At 61.3% G+C, this 16217-nt stretch carries 14 protein-coding genes; 9 read left to right on the top strand and 5 right to left on the bottom strand.

Annotation, left to right across the window (positions count from 1 at the left end):
• A partial coding sequence (locus tag APH41_RS01155; RefSeq protein ID WP_177333538.1) for an SdiA-regulated domain-containing protein occupies nt 1-579 on the top strand: 579 nt, incomplete at its 5' end.
• A 121-nt stretch (nt 580-700) separates the two neighbouring features.
• Entirely contained in the window at nt 701-1609 is a 909-nt protein-coding gene (locus APH41_RS01150; protein ID WP_038451901.1) for an SdiA-regulated domain-containing protein, read from the top strand.
• On the opposite strand, the gene APH41_RS01145 is transcribed toward APH41_RS01150, so the two are convergent.
• Nucleotides 1610-3556 carry an autotransporter domain-containing protein gene (locus APH41_RS01145; protein ID WP_054917044.1) on the bottom strand — a complete coding sequence of 649 codons (1947 nt, stop codon included), beginning with the start codon at nt 3554-3556 and terminating at the stop codon, nt 1610-1612.
• A 333-nt stretch (nt 3557-3889) separates the two neighbouring features.
• On the bottom strand, nt 3890-4561 hold the full coding sequence (gene rpiA / locus APH41_RS01140) for a ribose-5-phosphate isomerase RpiA (RefSeq protein ID WP_003195201.1): 672 nt from the start codon (nt 4559-4561) through the stop codon (nt 3890-3892).
• Between the two features lie 138 nt (nt 4562-4699).
• On the opposite strand from rpiA, the gene ilvA reads away from it, so the two are divergent.
• Both ilvA and APH41_RS01130 read left to right on the top strand, forming a co-directional pair.
• Nucleotides 4700-6214, top strand: a complete 1515-nt coding sequence (gene ilvA, locus APH41_RS01135; RefSeq protein WP_034128978.1) for a threonine ammonia-lyase, biosynthetic — start codon at nt 4700-4702, stop codon at nt 6212-6214.
• Between the two features lie 40 nt (nt 6215-6254).
• Complete coding sequence (locus tag APH41_RS01130) at nt 6255-6668, top strand: DUF2269 family protein (protein WP_054917042.1); 414 nt, start codon at nt 6255-6257, stop codon at nt 6666-6668.
• A 105-nt stretch (nt 6669-6773) separates the two neighbouring features.
• Here the strand turns inward: APH41_RS01130 and APH41_RS01125 are convergent, their stop codons facing one another.
• Entirely contained in the window at nt 6774-7430 is a 657-nt protein-coding gene (locus APH41_RS01125) for an HAD family phosphatase (protein WP_054917040.1), read from the bottom strand.
• Nucleotides 7431-7573: 143 nt separating this feature from the next.
• Between APH41_RS01125 and APH41_RS01120 the strand changes: the two genes are divergently transcribed.
• Together APH41_RS01120 and ptsP are read left to right on the top strand one after the other, a co-directional pair.
• A complete protein-coding gene (locus APH41_RS01120) occupies nt 7574-8053 on the top strand; it encodes an RNA pyrophosphohydrolase (protein ID WP_003176750.1) in 480 nt (159 codons plus the stop codon).
• A 22-nt stretch (nt 8054-8075) separates the two neighbouring features.
• On the top strand, nt 8076-10355 hold the full coding sequence (ptsP, locus tag APH41_RS01115; protein ID WP_003195193.1) for a phosphoenolpyruvate--protein phosphotransferase: 2280 nt from the start codon (nt 8076-8078) through the stop codon (nt 10353-10355).
• A gap of 238 nt (nt 10356-10593) precedes the next feature.
• Here the strand turns inward: ptsP and APH41_RS01110 are convergent, their stop codons facing one another.
• Nucleotides 10594-11340 carry an NRDE family protein gene (locus APH41_RS01110; protein ID WP_054917038.1) on the bottom strand — a complete coding sequence of 249 codons (747 nt, stop codon included), beginning with the start codon at nt 11338-11340 and terminating at the stop codon, nt 10594-10596.
• Nucleotides 11341-11556: 216 nt separating this feature from the next.
• Between APH41_RS01110 and lgt the strand changes: the two genes are divergently transcribed.
• Both lgt and APH41_RS01100 read left to right on the top strand, forming a co-directional pair.
• Nucleotides 11557-12369: a prolipoprotein diacylglyceryl transferase gene (lgt, locus tag APH41_RS01105; RefSeq protein WP_003195189.1), complete on the top strand. Its 813-nt coding sequence runs from the start codon at nt 11557-11559 to the stop codon at nt 12367-12369.
• 51 nt (nt 12370-12420) lie between these two features.
• Complete coding sequence (locus APH41_RS01100) at nt 12421-13254, top strand: thymidylate synthase (RefSeq protein ID WP_014720362.1); 834 nt, start codon at nt 12421-12423, stop codon at nt 13252-13254.
• Nucleotides 13255-13384: 130 nt separating this feature from the next.
• Here APH41_RS01100 and cadR read toward each other — a convergent pair whose 3' ends face one another.
• On the bottom strand, nt 13385-13825 hold the full coding sequence (gene cadR, locus APH41_RS01095) for a Cd(II)/Pb(II)-responsive transcriptional regulator (RefSeq protein ID WP_003195185.1): 441 nt from the start codon (nt 13823-13825) through the stop codon (nt 13385-13387).
• Between the two features lie 85 nt (nt 13826-13910).
• Here cadR and APH41_RS01090 point away from each other — a divergent pair, with 85 nt between their 5' ends.
• Nucleotides 13911-16211 (top strand): heavy metal translocating P-type ATPase, encoded by a 2301-nt coding sequence (locus APH41_RS01090; protein WP_054917037.1) that lies wholly within the window; start codon nt 13911-13913, stop codon nt 16209-16211.
• Nucleotides 16212-16217: the final 6 nt, after the last annotated feature.

Genomic DNA, 16217 nt, shown 5'->3' with positions numbered 1-16217 from the left:
TTGCGCAAAATGCCGCTCAACGGTTGGAACAATCCGGAAGGCGTGGCGGTGATGGAAAACGGCTTGATGGCGGTGGTCGATGAACGCGATCACAGCCTGACCGTGGTCAAGGTCGACGCCGGCACTACGGCGCTGAACAAGGCCGATTTCCCCAGCCATGACCTGGGCCCGTCCAAAGATCAGAACAAAGCCTTTGAAGCCGTCACATGGGACAAGCGCAACCAGCAGCTGGTGCTGGGCGAAGAGCGTCCGCCGGCCTTGTTTACCTGGAAAAGCGATGGCAATACGCTGACCGGCGACAAGCAAAAACTGGCCAGCACCGAACTGGATGTGCGCAACCTGTCGGCCCTGTCCATCGACCCACGTACCGGGCATTTGCTGGTGCTGTCGGCCGATTCCCACCTGCTGCTGGAACTGGATGAAACGGGCGAGCAAGTCAGCTTCATGACCTTGCTTGGCGGCTTCAATGGCCTGAAAGACACGATCCCACGTGCCGAAGGCGTGACCATGGACGAGAGCGGCAACCTGTACATGGTCAGTGAGCCAAACCTGTTCTATCGCTTTGAAAAGCAGAAATAACTGACGAATTACGTCAGAGTTTTCTTTATAAACGGCATTCGCCAGGCAGTCCGGTGCGTTTAAGTTTAAATTCAGGTGACCTTGATATCTATTCGCCAGTTTTTTCTCTGAGCCCGCCCCGATGCGTCGACTTGCCCGCCCCAAACCTGCTGTTTTTATCCTGCTGTTGCTCGCCTTGGTCGCTGCCGGGCTGGTGGCACAGCAGTTCCGCCTGTTCGAACGCGCCTGGTTCAACTGGCAGGTGTGGTACCAGCCTGCGGATGAGCGCGCCATTGGCCTGGCGGACTACCGTGTCACCCTCGAAGGCCAGGTGATCGAAGGGCTCGACGACGATGTCTCGGCCCTGACCTACGACCCCGTGCGCAAAAGCCTGTTTACCGTCACCAATAAAAACGCCGAACTGGTCGAGTTGTCGCTGGAGGGCAAGATCCTGCGGCGCATTCCGCTGGTGGGCTTTGGCGATGCCGAAGCGGTGGAATTTATCAGCGACAACATCTACGTCATCAGCGATGAGCGCCAGCAGCGCTTGATCAAAGTGCATGTGGACGATGACACCAAGTTCCTCGACGCCGCCGATGCGGAGCAAATGACCCTGGGCGTGCACGTTGGCGGCAACAAGGGCTTTGAAGGGTTGGCCTACGACTCGGTGGGCAAGCGCTTGTTCGTGGCCAAGGAACGCGACCCCATGCTGATCTACGAGGTGCACGGGTTTCCCCATTTCAAGCCGGAAAAAACCTATTCGGTACATGTGATCAACAACCCCAAGCGCGATGCCGGGCTGTTTGTGCGCGACCTGTCGAGCCTGCAATACGACGAGCGCAGTGGCCATCTGTTGGCGCTGTCGGATGAGTCGTTCCTGGTCTTGGAGCTGGATATTGATGGTCGCCCTCTAAGCAGTCTGTCGTTGCTTAAAGGGCGCCATGGGCTGAGCAAGCGCGTGCCCCAGGCCGAAGGGATCGCCATGGATGACGACGGCACGCTGTACATGGTCAGCGAGCCCAACCTGTTTTACGTGTTCAAGAAACCCTGATCAGAACATCCATTGCACGCCCAGCGAATAACCGGTCTGGCTGCCTTCAGCATGCCCTAGGCGGCCATTGACCTCGGCAAACACGCCCAACTGTGGGGTGATCACCAGTTGGCTGCCGAGTTGTGCGCGAGCGAAGCTCTTATCCACTGAGCCCAGCCTGGCGGTGCGGGCCTGGCCATCGGCGCGTGCGGTGAGTTGCAGGTCGTCCAGGCGGCCGTCGGCCAATTCCTTGACCCAGGCGATGTCGCCGTAGGGCATCAGGTTCAGGCCATAGGGCAGGGCAACAGCGCCGCGCACGCGCCAGCCGAGGCTGGCTTCCAGGGAGTCGAAAGACTGCTCTTCGTACTCCAGGGCCGTGCGCAGGTTCTGCTTTTCGTGGAACTTGTCGATGCGGTAATGGCTGTAGTCCAGGCCGGCGAACGGCCCGCTCTTGATCGCGCCAAACTCAAAGTCATAGCCACCCAGCAACCTTGCGCCCAGCGCCAGGGCATCAGTATCGCCCGTCAGTTGCTGGTTGAGCAGGATCGGCCCGCCATTGGCCTGGATGACCAGGTTGCGCTTGGAGTCGAAGCGCGTGTGGCCCACGCTCAGGTCACCGGCCAGCCAGCTTGGCCCGCCATCGTTGAGCAGCGCATAGACGGCTGCCTGCCAGGTGTCGCTGTCGAGCTTGCCGTGATGCTCCAGTTTGTCGCGCCCATTGAGGTAGCTGAGGCTGGCGCCGATATTCAGGCTTGAAGTCAGTTGGTAGTCACCGAGGGCATGCAGACCCACGCGCCGGGCTTCGGGGTTGGGGGCCGTGTCGAAGCCGCTGTCCGGGTTGTATTCGCCATCCACACCGATCTCGCCATCAAAGCTTGCGACCTCGCGGCTGGCCGCTTGCAGGGTCAGCCAGCGGCGATCATGCAGGCGCACCAGGGCCTGATGCTGGCGCTGCAGGTTGTCTTGCATATTGCGCGCAACGGCACCGCCAGAAGCGGTCGAGGCCATCAGGTCGGCGTTGGTCAGTTCCAACACCAGGCGGCTGAGCAGGCGTGAATAGTCACGCAGGCGCTGGTCAATGCGCGCCTGGCCGAACGCATCGGTCAGCACGGCTTTGTTGTCTTCGTTCGGGTCGTGCCAGGTCGAGCCGCCGGGGATTTTCGGGTTGTCGGTCTGGGTGTAGCCGTCCAGGTCGCCCAGTTCCCAGTTGGTGGCCTCTATATAAAGGATCGGGATATTCAGCGGTTCGAACGCTTCACCATCGCTGCAGCAGCCGGTGCCCTTTGGGTACTGCGGGTCGAGGCCGGGGTTGCTGAACAAGGGGATGTTCAATTCCCTGGCGATCTGGAAGGTGTGCTCGCGCAAGGAGGCCAAGGCCGGGTTGGCGGTGCTGTTCTGGCCGGCGTGGGCGTACATCATGTCGCCGGTGATCAGGCTGTCGAGGTTGATCATCGCGAGCATGTTGGCGCGCTCGCTGGCGCTGAGTGAGTCGACAAAGGCACGGGAGCCGCGCAGGCCTTCTTCTTCGGCGCCGAAGCCAACGATTTGCAGGCCATTTTCCAGTGACAGGCCGCCGAGGTTCTTCGCCACCTCGGTCAACACGCTGGCGCCGGAACCGTTGTCATCCAGGCCTTGCAGGGTCGGGCGGCCGAAGTAAGTGTCGAAGTGCGCGCCAATCACCACGTACTGGGCCTTGGTACCAGCGGCAGAGGCCACCACGTTTTGCGAAGCCCGGCTGCCGTTGTTCCAGGTGAAGTCCTGGCGGCTGAAGTTATAGGCCGTGCCCATCTGGCTCTGCATCCAGTCGGCTGCCCCGGCAAAATTTGCCGTGCCTCGATATCGGCCAGGGTAGTCGTTGATCAGTTTTTCCAGGGTGGTGTTGGCGTGCTGGCCGTAATCGTAGGCCTGGGTATGCGTGGACAGCAGGGCACCGGCAACGCTGATGGCGAGGGCTAGAGGCTTTATCACAAGGTCTTCCTTGAGGTGATGGGAATGTGCAAGCCCAGACCCTTTGCACAATGCGCGCCTCATTCCATGGGCGGCTGCGAATTGGCGCATTGTTAAACGCGTGGGTCGCGTGGCTGTAATTTGTAACGGATTGGATACCAGGCGTGGCAGGGGATGCCGTGACAGAGCGCACGGTTTTGGCAAGGAGTGCTGCGAAAAGTAGCGTTTTTGTTACATCGCTCTAGAGTCGAGCGCTAACACATGTGGGAGCTGGCTTGCCTGCGATGGCATCGCCTCGGTATCCATTGATACACCGAGTCGTCTGCATCGCGGGCAAGCCCGGCTCCCACAGGGTCAGGCCTTGAGGGTTTTCACGCCTTCCGGGGTGCCCAGCAGCAATACATCCGCCGGGCGCGCTGCGAACAGGCCGTTGGTGACCACGCCCACAATGGCGTTGATCTGCGTCTCAAGCTCCACCGGGTTGGTGATCTGCATATTGAACACGTCGAGGATGATGTTGCCGTTGTCGGTCAACACACCTTCGCGGTACACCGGGTCGCCGCCCAGTTTCACCAGCTCGCGGGCCACGTGGCTGCGGGCCATGGGGATGACTTCCACCGGCAGTGGGAACGTGCCCAGCACGGGAACCAGCTTGCTTGCGTCGGCGATGCAAATGAAGGTCTTGGCCACGGCCGCGACAATCTTCTCGCGGGTCAGGGCCGCGCCGCCGCCTTTGATCAGGTTCAGGTGCTCGTCGCTTTCATCGGCGCCGTCGACGTAGAACTCCAGGTCGCTCACGGTGTTGAGCTCGTACACCGGAATGCCATGACCCTTGAGGCGGGCGGCGGTGGCTTCGGAACTGGCCACGGCGCCGTCGAACGCGCCCTTGTGCTGGGCCAGTGCGTCGATAAAGCAGTTGGCGGTGGAACCGGTGCCGACGCCGACGATGCTCTTGTCGTCGAGCTTAGGAAGGATTAAATCGACAGCGGCCTGGGCCACTGCCTGTTTGAGTTGATCCTGGGTCATGCGGGCTCCGGAACGGGCGGGGAATTAACGAGGGCGGCGAGTATAACCCAACAAAACCTCGGGATTCGTGTGGTCGCCCGGCCAAACGCTGGGTTAGACTCCTTGGCCCTGCCCAACCCGTGAAGTAGATGCCTGCCGATGCTTGAACACTACGTCAAAAAAATCCTCACCTCGCGTGTTTACGACATCGCCGTGGAAACCCCCTTGCAGACTGCCCGCCAGCTCTCCGAGCGGCTGGGTAACAAGATTTGGCTCAAGCGCGAAGACTTGCAGCCGGTGTTCTCGTTCAAGATTCGCGGCGCCTACAACAAGCTGACCCAGCTCAGTGCCGAAGAACGTGCGCGCGGCGTCGTCACCGCGTCGGCCGGCAACCATGCCCAGGGCCTGGCCCTGGCGGCCAAGGTGCTGGGGGTGAAAGCCACCATCGTGATGCCCAAGACCACCCCGGAGATCAAGGTCGAAGGCGTGCGCTCCCGTGGCGGCAAAGTGGTGCTGCACGGTGATTCCTTCCCGGAAGCCCTGGCCTACTCGCTCAAGCTGGTCGACGAAAAAGGCTACGTCTACATCCACCCCTACGATGATCCGCACACCATTGCCGGGCAGGGCACCGTGGCGATGGAAATCCTGCGCCAGCACCCAGGGCCGCTGGACGCGATTTTCGTACCGGTGGGCGGCGGCGGTCTGATCGCCGGGATTGCGGCGTACGTGAAATACCTGCGCCCGGAGATCAAGATCATCGGCGTGGAGCCGGACGACTCCAACTGCCTGCAAGCCGCCATGGCGGCGGGCGAGCGCGTGGTATTGCCGACCGTCGGCCTCTTTGCCGACGGCGTGGCAGTGGCGCAGATCGGCCAGCACACCTTCGACATCTGCAAGGACTATGTGGATGAAGTGATCACCGTCAGCACCGATGAAATCTGTGCGGCGATCAAGGACATCTACGACGACACCCGCTCCATCACCGAGCCGGCGGGTGCGCTGGGCGTGGCCGGGATCAAAAAGTACGTCGAGACCCGCGGTGTCAGCGGCCAGACCTTTGTCGCCATCGACTCGGGCGCCAACGTCAACTTCGACCGTTTGCGCCATGTGGCCGAGCGCGCCGAACTCGGTGAAGGTCGTGAGGCCATTATCGCCGTGACCATCCCCGAGCGGCCGGGCAGCTTCAAGGCCTTCTGCGAGGCGGTGGGCAAGCGCCAGATCACCGAATTCAATTACCGCTACCACTCCGGCAGCGAAGCGCACATTTTCGTCGGTGTGCAGACCCACCCGGAAAACGACCCGCGCAGCGCCTTGGTGGCCAGTTTGACCAGCCAGGGTTTCCCGGTGCTGGACCTTACCGAGAACGAACTGGCCAAGTTGCACATCCGCCATATGGTCGGTGGGCATGCGGCCAAAGTCAGCGACGAGTTGGTGTTTCGTTTCGAGTTTCCGGAGCGGCCGGGGGCGTTGTTCAACTTTCTCCACAAGCTCGGCGGGCGCTGGAACATCTCGATGTTCCACTACCGCAACCACGGCGCGGCTGACGGCCGAGTGGTGGCGGGCTTGCAAGTACCTGCGGACGAGCGCCACCTGGTGCCTGCCGCGCTGGCGCAAATCGGTTACCCGTACTGGGATGAAAGCGAAAACCCGGCTTACCAGCTGTTCCTCGGTTGAGCGACTACGCTGACTGAGCGGCCTATAAGGAATAGAGACCATGGAAACGCTGACTACCCTCAAGGTGATCCACATCACCGCCACCGTATTGCTGCTGCTCAGCGGCCTCGGCCTGGCCGTATTGGCGTGGCGTAAACGCAGCGCCGGCCCGGCCGCGACCGTGCAGCGCCCCTGGGCATTTATATGGCTGCTGATGGGGATTTGCCTGGTGAGCATGCCCTTCACCGGCTGGTGGCTGGTGCACCTGCTCGGCTGGCCATTGGGGCAAACCTGGATCTTGGGCTCCAGCATCCTCTACACCGTGGCGGCGCTGGCCTGGTTCTGGCTGGTGGCGCGGCTCAATCGGCTGCGCAAGGGCGAGGGCGGGAGCCTGAATTTCACCCTGGTGCTGGCGGTGGTCAGCCTGGTGGGGTTTGTGGCGATTGCAGGGCTCATGGGCGCCAAGCCTGTTTGAAACCGCGTCGCCTTCATCGCAGGCAAGCCAGCTCCCACACTTGACCGGATTCCAACATGAGAACAGGGTCAAAATGTGGGAGCTGGCTTGCCTGCGATAGCGTTGTCAGCTGCGCAGCGTAATCACCGGCCAACCCCGTTTCTGGGCTTCAGCACGAAGATTCGGATCCGGATCCACTGCCACCGGGTGCGTTACCTGCTCCAGCAACGGCAAATCATTCATCGAATCGCTGTAGAAGTAGCTGTCTTCCAGGCTATGCCCGGTTTCTTCCAACCAGCGGTTCAAACGCGTCACCTTGCCCTCGCGAAAGCACGGCACATCGGTACTGCGCCCGGTATAGCGGCCATCCACCATTTCGCATTCGGTGGCGATCAGGGTCTCGACGCCCAGGCGGGCGGCAATCGGCGCGGTGACGAAGCGGTTGGTGGCGGTGATGATCACCAGCTTGTCACCGGCGGCGCGGTGCCTGGCCAGCAGTTCAACGGCCTTCGGGAGCATGATGGGCTCGATGCAGTCGCGCATGTAGTCGTTGTGCCACGCGTCCAGCTGGGCCATCTCGGTGCGGCCGAGGATTTCCAGGCAGAAGTTCAAGTAGGCGGCGTTATCCAGCCGGCCGGCCAGGTAGTCCTGGTAGAACTCGTCGTTGCGGGCCTTGTAGGCTACCGCGTCGAGAATTCCGCGTTCACACAGGTAATCGCCCCAGGCGTGATCGCTGTCACCGCCCAGAAGGGTATTGTCCAAGTCGAATAAAGCCAGGCGCATTGCAGTTACTCGCTGAAAAGTCTGTAAAAAGGCGTCCAGAATACGGTCTTTTCACAAGAGTGCACATAAGGTAAGAAGCCTCGTTGCCGCTGGAACAACCTTTGTGGAACAATGCGGCGACATGCGTTTGCGAGGTTGTTGCCGTGATCGACCCCGATGGTTTCCGTCCTAATGTCGGCATTATTCTGACGAATGATGCCGGACAGGTGCTATGGGCTCGCCGAATCAACCAAGATGCCTGGCAGTTTCCTCAAGGTGGAATCAACCCCGACGAAACCCCTGAAGACGCCTTGTACCGTGAGTTGAACGAAGAAGTCGGCCTTGAGCGCGAAGATGTACAAATTCTGGCCTGTACCCGTGGCTGGTTGCGCTATCGTTTGCCGCAACGCCTGGTGCGTACCCACAGCCAACCGCTGTGCATCGGCCAGAAGCAGAAATGGTTTCTTTTGCGCCTGATCTCCAACGAGCAGCGGGTGCGGATGGATTTGACCGGTAAACCGGAGTTCGATGGCTGGCGCTGGGTCAGCTATTGGTATCCGTTGGGCCAGGTGGTGACATTCAAGCGCGAGGTTTATCGTCGCGCTCTCAAAGAGCTTGCCCCGCGCCTTTTAGCGCGCGACTGACGACGGAGTTCGACCCCGAGCCATGCTCAATACGCTGCGCAAGATCGTCCAGGAAGTTAACTCCGCCAAGGATCTCAAGGCGGCGTTGGGGATTATTGTGTTGCGCGTCAAGGAAGCCATGGGCAGCCAGGTCTGCTCGGTTTACCTGCTGGACCCCGAGACCAACCGTTTTGTGCTGATGGCCACGGAGGGCTTGAACAAGCGCTCCATCGGCAAGGTCAGCATGGCGCCCAATGAAGGTCTGGTGGGCCTGGTGGGGACGCGTGAAGAACCCCTGAACCTCGAGAACGCGGCCGATCACCCGCGTTATCGCTACTTTGCCGAAACCGGTGAAGAGCGCTACGCCTCGTTCCTTGGCGCACCGATCATTCACCACCGCCGTGTTGTCGGCGTGTTGGTCATCCAGCAAAAAGAGCGTCGCCAGTTCGACGAAGGCGAAGAAGCCTTCCTGGTGACCATGAGCGCGCAACTGGCCGGGGTTATCGCCCACGCCGAAGCGACCGGCTCGATTCGCGGCCTGGGGCGCCAGGGCAAGGGTATCCAGGAAGCCAAGTTCGTCGGCGTACCGGGTTCGCCAGGCGCCGCGGTGGGTACCGCGGTGGTCATGCTGCCGCCAGCCGACCTCGATGTGGTGCCGGACAAGAGCGTCAGTGACATCGACGCCGAGATCAAACTGTTCAAGACCGCCCTCGAAGGCGTGCGCGCCGACATGCGCAACCTGTCGACCAAGCTGGCCACCCAGTTGCGTCCCGAAGAGCGTGCGCTGTTCGACGTGTACCAGATGATGCTCGACGACGCGTCCCTGGGTAACGAAGTCAAGACCGTGATCAAGACCGGCCAGTGGGCCCAGGGCGCGTTGCGCCAGGTGGTCACCGATCACGTCAACCGTTTCGAAATGATGGACGACGCCTACCTGCGCGAGCGGGCATCGGATGTGCGCGACCTGGGGCGCCGTCTGTTGGCGTACCTGCAGGAAGACCGCAGCACCAACATGGTCTTCCCCGATAACACCATCCTGGTCAGTGAAGAATTGACCGCCACCCAGCTTGGCGAAGTGCCTGAAGGCAAGCTGGTAGGCCTGGTCTCGGTATTGGGTTCGGGTAACTCCCACGTGGCGATCCTGGCCCGGGCCATGGGTATCCCGACGGTGATGGGCCTGGTGGACCTGCCGTACTCCAAGGTCGATGGCATCGACATGATCGTCGACGGGCATCGCGGCGAGGTGTTCACCAACCCCAGCGACGTGCTGCGCAAGCAATACGCCGAGGTGGTGGAAGAAGAGAAGCAACTGGCCCAGGGCCTGGATTCGCTGCGCGAGCTGCCGTGTGTCACCCCCGACGGCCACCGCGTACCGCTGCTGGTCAACACCGGCCTGCTGGCGGATGTAGCTCGTGCGCAACAACGCGGCGCCGAAGGGGTGGGTCTGTACCGCACCGAAGTGCCGTTCATGATCAACCAGCGTTTCCCGAGCGAGAAGGAGCAGCTGGCGATTTATCGCGAGCAATTGCAAGCCTTCCACCCGTTACCGGTGACGATGCGCAGCCTGGATATTGGCGGCGACAAGTCACTGTCCTATTTCCCGATCAAGGAAGACAACCCCTTCCTTGGCTGGCGTGGCATCCGCGTTACCCTCGACCATCCCGAAATCTTCCTCGTCCAGACCCGCGCCATGCTCAAGGCCAGCGAGGGCTTGAACAACCTGCGTATCCTGCTGCCGATGATCTCCGGCACCCATGAACTGGAAGAAGCCCTGCACCTGATCCACCGCGCCTGGGGCGAAGTGCGCGACGAAGGCGCCGATGTGCCGATGCCGCCGATTGGCGTGATGATCGAAATCCCTGCGGCGGTGTACCAGGCCAAGGAACTGGCGCGGCAGGTGGACTTCCTGTCGGTAGGCTCCAACGACCTGACCCAGTACCTGCTGGCCGTGGACCGTAACAACCCACGGGTGGCCGACCTCTACGACTACCTGCACCCGGCGGTGCTGCAAGCGCTGCAACACGTAGTGCGCGACGCCCATGCCGAAGGCAAGCCGGTGAGTATCTGCGGCGAAATGGCCGGTGACCCGGCGGCGGCGGTGCTGTTGATGGCGATGGGCTTTGACAGCCTGTCGATGAACGCCACCAACTTGCCGAAAGTGAAGTGGATGCTGCGCCAGGTGGAATTGAGCAGGGCCAAGGATTTGCTCGCCGAGTTGATGACCATCGACAACCCGCAAGTTATCCACAGCTCGCTGCAATTGGCGTTGAAAAACCTGGGGTTGACCCGGATGATCAACCCGGCCTCGGCCAAAACCCTGTAGGAGCGAGCTTCTAGCAGATCGTTCCCGCGCTCTGCGTGGGAATGCAGCCCTGGACGCTCCGCGTCGGCTTTTAGAGCGTGACGCAGAGCGTCACAAGAGGCGTTCCCACGCAGAGCGTGGGAACGATCAAAACCCTCTAGACCGAAGCGCCTTCATCGCAGGCAAGCCAGCTCCCACCTGTGGAATGCATTCCCCTGTGGGAGCTGGCTTGCCTGCGATAGCGGTGGTCCAAGCAGCGCTAAAACATCAGGTCCACCTCACCCAGCCGCCCCCCGTGCGGGCCAAAGCTGCGCTCCAGCATCCGCCGCGTCCCATCGGCATTCACGATCAGCGCCGTGCTCGCCCGTGTCCCATAACTGGGGCTGGCGATAAACACGCTCGACAGCAGGCTTTCGGTCGCCAGGCCTACGCCGGTGTCCGGCAACTCAGCAAACGGGGTAGTCTGCGGGTCGCTGAGAATTCCCAGCAGTGCCTCAGGCTCGGGGTTTTCCAGCACGGCGCTGAACGCTGCTTTGGCCTTCACCAGCTTCGGCCATGGCGTATTCAGGCCGGCATTGGATAACCCGTACACCCCCGCCTTCAACCGCGTCGGCTCGGTATCATTGGCGTTGTAGTGCCACAGCTCATCCCGCGTGCCCACCAGCAGGTTGAACCCGGCATATTCAATCGAGCGGCCATTTACATCGGCCAAATAATCGTCGATCGGCAGCGAACCGCTGAGAAACCGCGCAACAAGTTCGCCGCGAGACTTGCGTGCCGGTGGCTGGTGCGGGTCGCGGATGTTGGTCAAGGCGGCAAAGCGCCCATCCGCGTTCATCCCCAGCCAGATGCCCCCGGCCTCCTGATCGCGACCGGCATAGACCTGGGGCGCATCCGCCCACTGGGCCAGCGGCAGGCTGGGGCGGGCGTAGAACTCATCGCGGTTGGCCGCAACGATCAGCGGTTGGGCATGGCCCGGTCGCCAGGCGAAAACAATCAGGCACATCGGGTGACCCCTTTTGTGTTTTTGCCACTCTACCCACAGACGCGCCGGTGTTCCATCGTCTCGAAGTTGGGCCGCGCACCTCTGATCCGTTAACATGCCGGGCTGTTTGGTGTGTATGTGAACTTCTTAATTTGATCTCGCAGCTGTAACGCAGGCTTAATCGCACATCGGCATGGTCCGGTGCGTCATGACTAAATGTTTTAACGAGGAGTCGCAATGCTGCCTTACCCGCAGATCGACCCGGTGGCCCTGGCCATCGGTCCGCTGAAAATCCATTGGTACGGGTTGATGTACCTGATCGGCATCGGCGGTGCCTGGCTGCTGGCTTCCCGGCGCCTGAACCGTTTCGACCCGACCTGGACCAAGGAGAAGCTCTCCGACATGGTATTCTGGATGTCGATGGGCGTGATCGTCGGCGGGCGCCTGGGGTATGTGCTGTTCTACGACCTGTCTGCGTATCTCGCCAACCCGACCCTGATCTTCGAAGTGTGGAAGGGCGGTATGGCGTTCCACGGTGGGTTTATCGGCGTGATGATCGCCGCCTGGTGGTTTGGTCGGCGCAATGGCAAGTCGTTCTTCCAACTGATGGACTTCGTCGCACCCTTCGTGCCGATCGGCCTGGGCGCCGGGCGCATTGGTAACTTTATCAACGCCGAGCTGTGGGGCAAGCCGACCGACGTGCCGTGGGCCATGGTGTTCCCGCCGTTCAGCGACCCGGCACAACTGCCGCGCCACCCGTCGCAGCTTTACCAGTTCGCGTTGGAAGGTGTGGCGCTGTTCCTTATTCTCTATATCTTCTCGCGCAAGCCACGCCCAACCATGGCCGTCTCGGGCATGTTCGCGCTGTTCTACGGGATTTTCCGCTTTATCGTCGAATTCGTACGGGTACCGGATGCGCAGTTGGGCTACCTGGCGTGGGGCTGGCTGACCATGGGTCAGGTGCTTAGCCTGCCGATGATCCTGGCGGGCCTGGGCATGCTGTGGTGGGCGTACAATCGCCCGCAGCCGCTGAAGAACGCCGCGCTTTAAATTCGAATGCCAAGACCAGGAGGTCTTGGCTTCAACGATACGGGTAAAAACATGAAGCAATATCTCGAACTGCTGCAGGACGTCGTGACCAATGGCCTGACCAAGGGCGACCGCACGGGCACCGGCACCAAGGCTGTGTTTGCGCGTCAGTATCGGCATAACCTGGCCGACGGCTTCCCGCTGCTGACCACCAAGAAGCTGCACTTCAAAAGCATCGCCAACGAACTGATCTGGATGTTGAGCGGCAACACCAACATCAAGTGGCTCAACGAAAATGGCGTGAAGATTTGGGATGAGTGGGCCACCGAAGACGGCGACCTGGGGCCGGTCTACGGCGAGCAGTGGACCGCCTGGCCGACCAAGGACGGCGGCACGATCAACCAGATCGACTACATGGTGCACACGCTCAAGACCAACCCCAACAGCCGCCGCATCCTGTTCCACGGCTGGAACGTCGAATACCTGCCGGACGAAACCCAGAGCCCGCAGGAAAACGCGCGTAACGGCAAGCAAGCCCTGCCGCCGTGCCATTTGCTTTACCAGGCGTTCGTGCATGACGGCCATCTGTCGATGCAGCTGTATATCCGCAGCTCCGACGTGTTTCTGGGCCTGCCGTACAACACTGCCGCGCTGGCGTTGCTGACCCACATGCTGGCCCAGCAGTGCGATTTGATCCCCCACGAGATCATCGTCACCACCGGCGACACCCACGCCTACAGCAACCACATGGAACAGATCCAGACCCAGTTGGCGCGTACGCCGAAAAAACTGCCGGAACTGGTGATCAAGCGTAAGCCTGCGTCGATCTACGACTATAAGTTCGAAGACTTCGAAATCGTGGGCTACGACGCCGACCCAAGCATCAAGGCCGACGTGGCGATCTAAAGCCTTACTCGGTGAAAAACTGTGGGAGCTGGCTTGCCTGCGATAGCGCAGTGTCAGGCGACATTAATGTCGCTGGTCCACCGCCATCGCAGGCAAGCCAGCTCCCACATGGGTTTGGTGTTCACCTGAGTTAATGGCCGTGGCTTCTGCCCACATGCGAAGGCTCGGCCTCGCTGGCCGCAATCCCTCCGCTGACTTCCAACTGCTGCAGGATCCCGCACTGGTTGCCACCGCCGCAACGTTGGCGCAGGTCCAGCAGTTGTTCCTGCAAAGCCAGCAATCCGTCGATCCGCGCTTTCACATGATGGATATGCTCGTCGATCAACGCATTCACGCTTTCGCACTGGTCCTGGGGGCTGTCACGCAGCCCCAGCAGGCTGCGGATTTCTTCGAGGGTCATGTCCAGGCTGCGGCAGTTGCGGATAAAGGTCAGCCGCTCGGTGTGCGCCTGGGTGTACACGCGGTAGTTGCCGTCGGTGCGTGCCGGAGGCGGCAGCAGGTTTTCCTTCTCGTAATAACGGATGGTTTCCACCGGGCAATCGGTGAGTTTGGCCAGTTCGCCGATCTTCATCGCAGCAATCTCCAAATGGGTGCTTGACCCTATAGTGGCTACAGGGTCTTTACTTGGCAACAGGCACCTTTACGGACGCGACCTGATGAGCCACTCCATTCATACCCCGCACAAGCACGACCACAAGCACGACCACAAGCATGATCACGATCACGATCACGCTCATGATCACAAACATGACCATGGGCCCGCCAAACTCACGCCTGTGGATAACCACGGCCATTCCGGCTCCTGCTGCTCCGGCGCTGCCGGGCCTGCCATCGTGACCTTGAGTGAAGCGCCCACCGCCGGCTCGCGCCTGAGCACCTTCCGCATCGAAGCCATGGATTGCCCTACCGAGCAGACGCTGATCCAGAACAAGCTGGGCAAGCTCGCTGGCGTGCAGCAACTGGAATTCAACCTGATCAACCGCATCCTCGGCGTCACCCATGACCTGCCGAACACGGCGCCGATCATTGAGGCAATCAAGTCCATCGGCATGCAGGCCGACCCTATCGAAGAAGGCAGCCCCGCTGCCGCGCCGCCCGCCAAGAAACATTGGTGGCCGCTGGCGGTGTCGGGCGTGGGTGCCCTGGGGGCAGAGGTGTTGCACTTCACTGGTGTGGCGCCCACCTGGGTAATCGCGCTGGTGGCGTTGGTGTCGATTCTCAGCGGCGGCCTTACCACCTACAAGAAGGGCTGGATTGCCCTGAAGAACTTCAACCTCAATATCAATGCCTTGATGAGCATCGCGGTGACGGGCGCGATCCTGATTGGCCAGTGGCCGGAAGCGGCGATGGTGATGTTCCTGTTCACCGTGGCCGAGTTGATTGAGGCCAAGTCCCTGGACCGGGCGCGCAACGCCATCAGCGGCCTGATGCAGATGACCCCGGAACAGGCCACGGTGCGCCAGGCCGATGGTTCCTGGCTGGAACAAGAGGTCAAGAGCATTGATCTTGGCGCGATTGTCCGAGTAAAACCCGGCGAGCGCATCGGGCTCGACGGTGAAGTCACGGTCGGCCAGTCCACCATCGACCAGGCACCGATCACCGGGGAAAGCCTGCCGATTGAAAAAACCGTGGGCGATAAGGTGTTTGCCGGCACCATCAACCAGGCCGGTTCCCTGGAGTACAAGGTCACCGCCGCGGCCAACAACTCCACGCTGGCGCGGATCATCCACGCGGTGGAACAGGCTCAAGGCGCACGCGCACCGACCCAGCGCTTTGTCGACAGTTTCTCCAAGGTCTACACCCCGGCTGTCTTCCTGTTTGCCCTCGGTGTGGCGGTGATCCCGCCGCTGTTCATGGCGGGCGTGTGGTTTGACTGGATCTACCGCGCCCTCGTGCTGCTGGTGGTGGCCTGCCCTTGTGCCTTGGTGATCTCCACCCCGGTGACCATTGTCAGCGGCCTGGCGGCGGCGGCGCGCAAAGGCATCCTGATCAAGGGCGGCGTTTACCTGGAGGGCGGCTACAAGCTCGACTACCTGGCCCTCGACAAGACCGGCACCATCACCCACGGCAAACCGGTGCAAACCGATTACCTGCCGCTGTTCCCGAATCTCGAAGACAGCGCGCCGGCCTTGGCTGCCAGCTTGGCATCGCGTTCCGATCACCCGGTCTCCCTGGCGATTGCCAACGCGGCTGTGGATAAAAACCTGTCGACTCACGCTGTGGATAACTTCGAGGCCCTGGCCGGGCGCGGTGTGCGCGGCGACATCAACGGCCAGACCTATCACCTGGGCAACCACCGCCTGGTGGAAGACCTGGGCTTGTGCTCAGAGGCGTTGGAAGAAAAACTCTTCGCCCTGGAAAAACAAGGCAAGTCCGTCGTGCTGCTGCTGGACAAGTCCGGCCCCCTGGCGCTGTTTGCCGTGGCCGACACGGTCAAGGACAGTAGCCGCGAAGCCATTCAGCAACTGCACGACCTGGGCATCAAGACCCTGATGCTCACCGGTGACAACACCCACACCGCCCAGGCCATTGCAGCCCAGGTCGGTATCGACCAGGCCCAGGGCGACCTGTTGCCCACCGACAAGCTGCAAGCCATCGAAACCCTCTACGGCCAGGGCCATAGGGTGGGCATGGTCGGTGATGGCATCAACGACGCCCCGGCCCTGGCCCGTGCCGAGATCGGCTTCGCCATGGCCGCGGCGGGCACCGACACCGCCATCGAAACCGCCGACGTGGCGTTGATGGATGATGATTTGCGCAAGATTCCGGCTTTCATTCGGCTGTCGCGGCAAACGTCGAGTATCCTCAAGCAGAACATCGCCCTGGCGCTGGTGATCAAGGCGATCTTCCTGGCCGTCACGTTTATGGGCATGGCGACCATGTGGATGGCGGTCTTCGCCGACATGGGCGTGAGCCTGCTGGTGGTGTTCAATGGCCTGCGCCTGGTGCGCAAATAGTGGATG

The organism is Pseudomonas sp. NBRC 111138 (assembly GCF_001320835.1).
GTDB lineage: Bacteria > Pseudomonadota > Gammaproteobacteria > Pseudomonadales > Pseudomonadaceae > Aquipseudomonas > Aquipseudomonas paracarnis.
The sequence above is the reverse complement of the archived record's forward strand: the minus strand, read 5'-3'. Positions and strand labels throughout refer to the sequence as shown.

Excerpts from the sequence above, each read along its gene's own strand:
- APH41_RS01150 (WP_038451901.1), top strand. The coding sequence starts at position 701 with ATGCGTCGACTTGCCCGCCCCAAACCTGCTGTTTTTATCCTGCTGTTG.
- rpiA (WP_003195201.1), bottom strand. The coding sequence starts at position 4,561 with ATGACCCAGGATCAACTCAAACAGGCAGTGGCCCAGGCCGCTGTCGAT.
- ilvA (WP_034128978.1), top strand. The coding sequence starts at position 4,700 with ATGCTTGAACACTACGTCAAAAAAATCCTCACCTCGCGTGTTTACGAC.
- APH41_RS01130 (WP_054917042.1), top strand. The coding sequence starts at position 6,255 with ATGGAAACGCTGACTACCCTCAAGGTGATCCACATCACCGCCACCGTA.
- APH41_RS01125 (WP_054917040.1), bottom strand. The coding sequence starts at position 7,430 with ATGCGCCTGGCTTTATTCGACTTGGACAATACCCTTCTGGGCGGTGAC.
- ptsP (WP_003195193.1), top strand. The coding sequence starts at position 8,076 with ATGCTCAATACGCTGCGCAAGATCGTCCAGGAAGTTAACTCCGCCAAG.
- APH41_RS01110 (WP_054917038.1), bottom strand. The coding sequence starts at position 11,340 with ATGTGCCTGATTGTTTTCGCCTGGCGACCGGGCCATGCCCAACCGCTG.
- lgt (WP_003195189.1), top strand. The coding sequence starts at position 11,557 with ATGCTGCCTTACCCGCAGATCGACCCGGTGGCCCTGGCCATCGGTCCG.
- APH41_RS01100 (WP_014720362.1), top strand. The coding sequence starts at position 12,421 with ATGAAGCAATATCTCGAACTGCTGCAGGACGTCGTGACCAATGGCCTG.
- cadR (WP_003195185.1), bottom strand. The coding sequence starts at position 13,825 with ATGAAGATCGGCGAACTGGCCAAACTCACCGATTGCCCGGTGGAAACC.
- APH41_RS01090 (WP_054917037.1), top strand. The coding sequence starts at position 13,911 with ATGAGCCACTCCATTCATACCCCGCACAAGCACGACCACAAGCACGAC.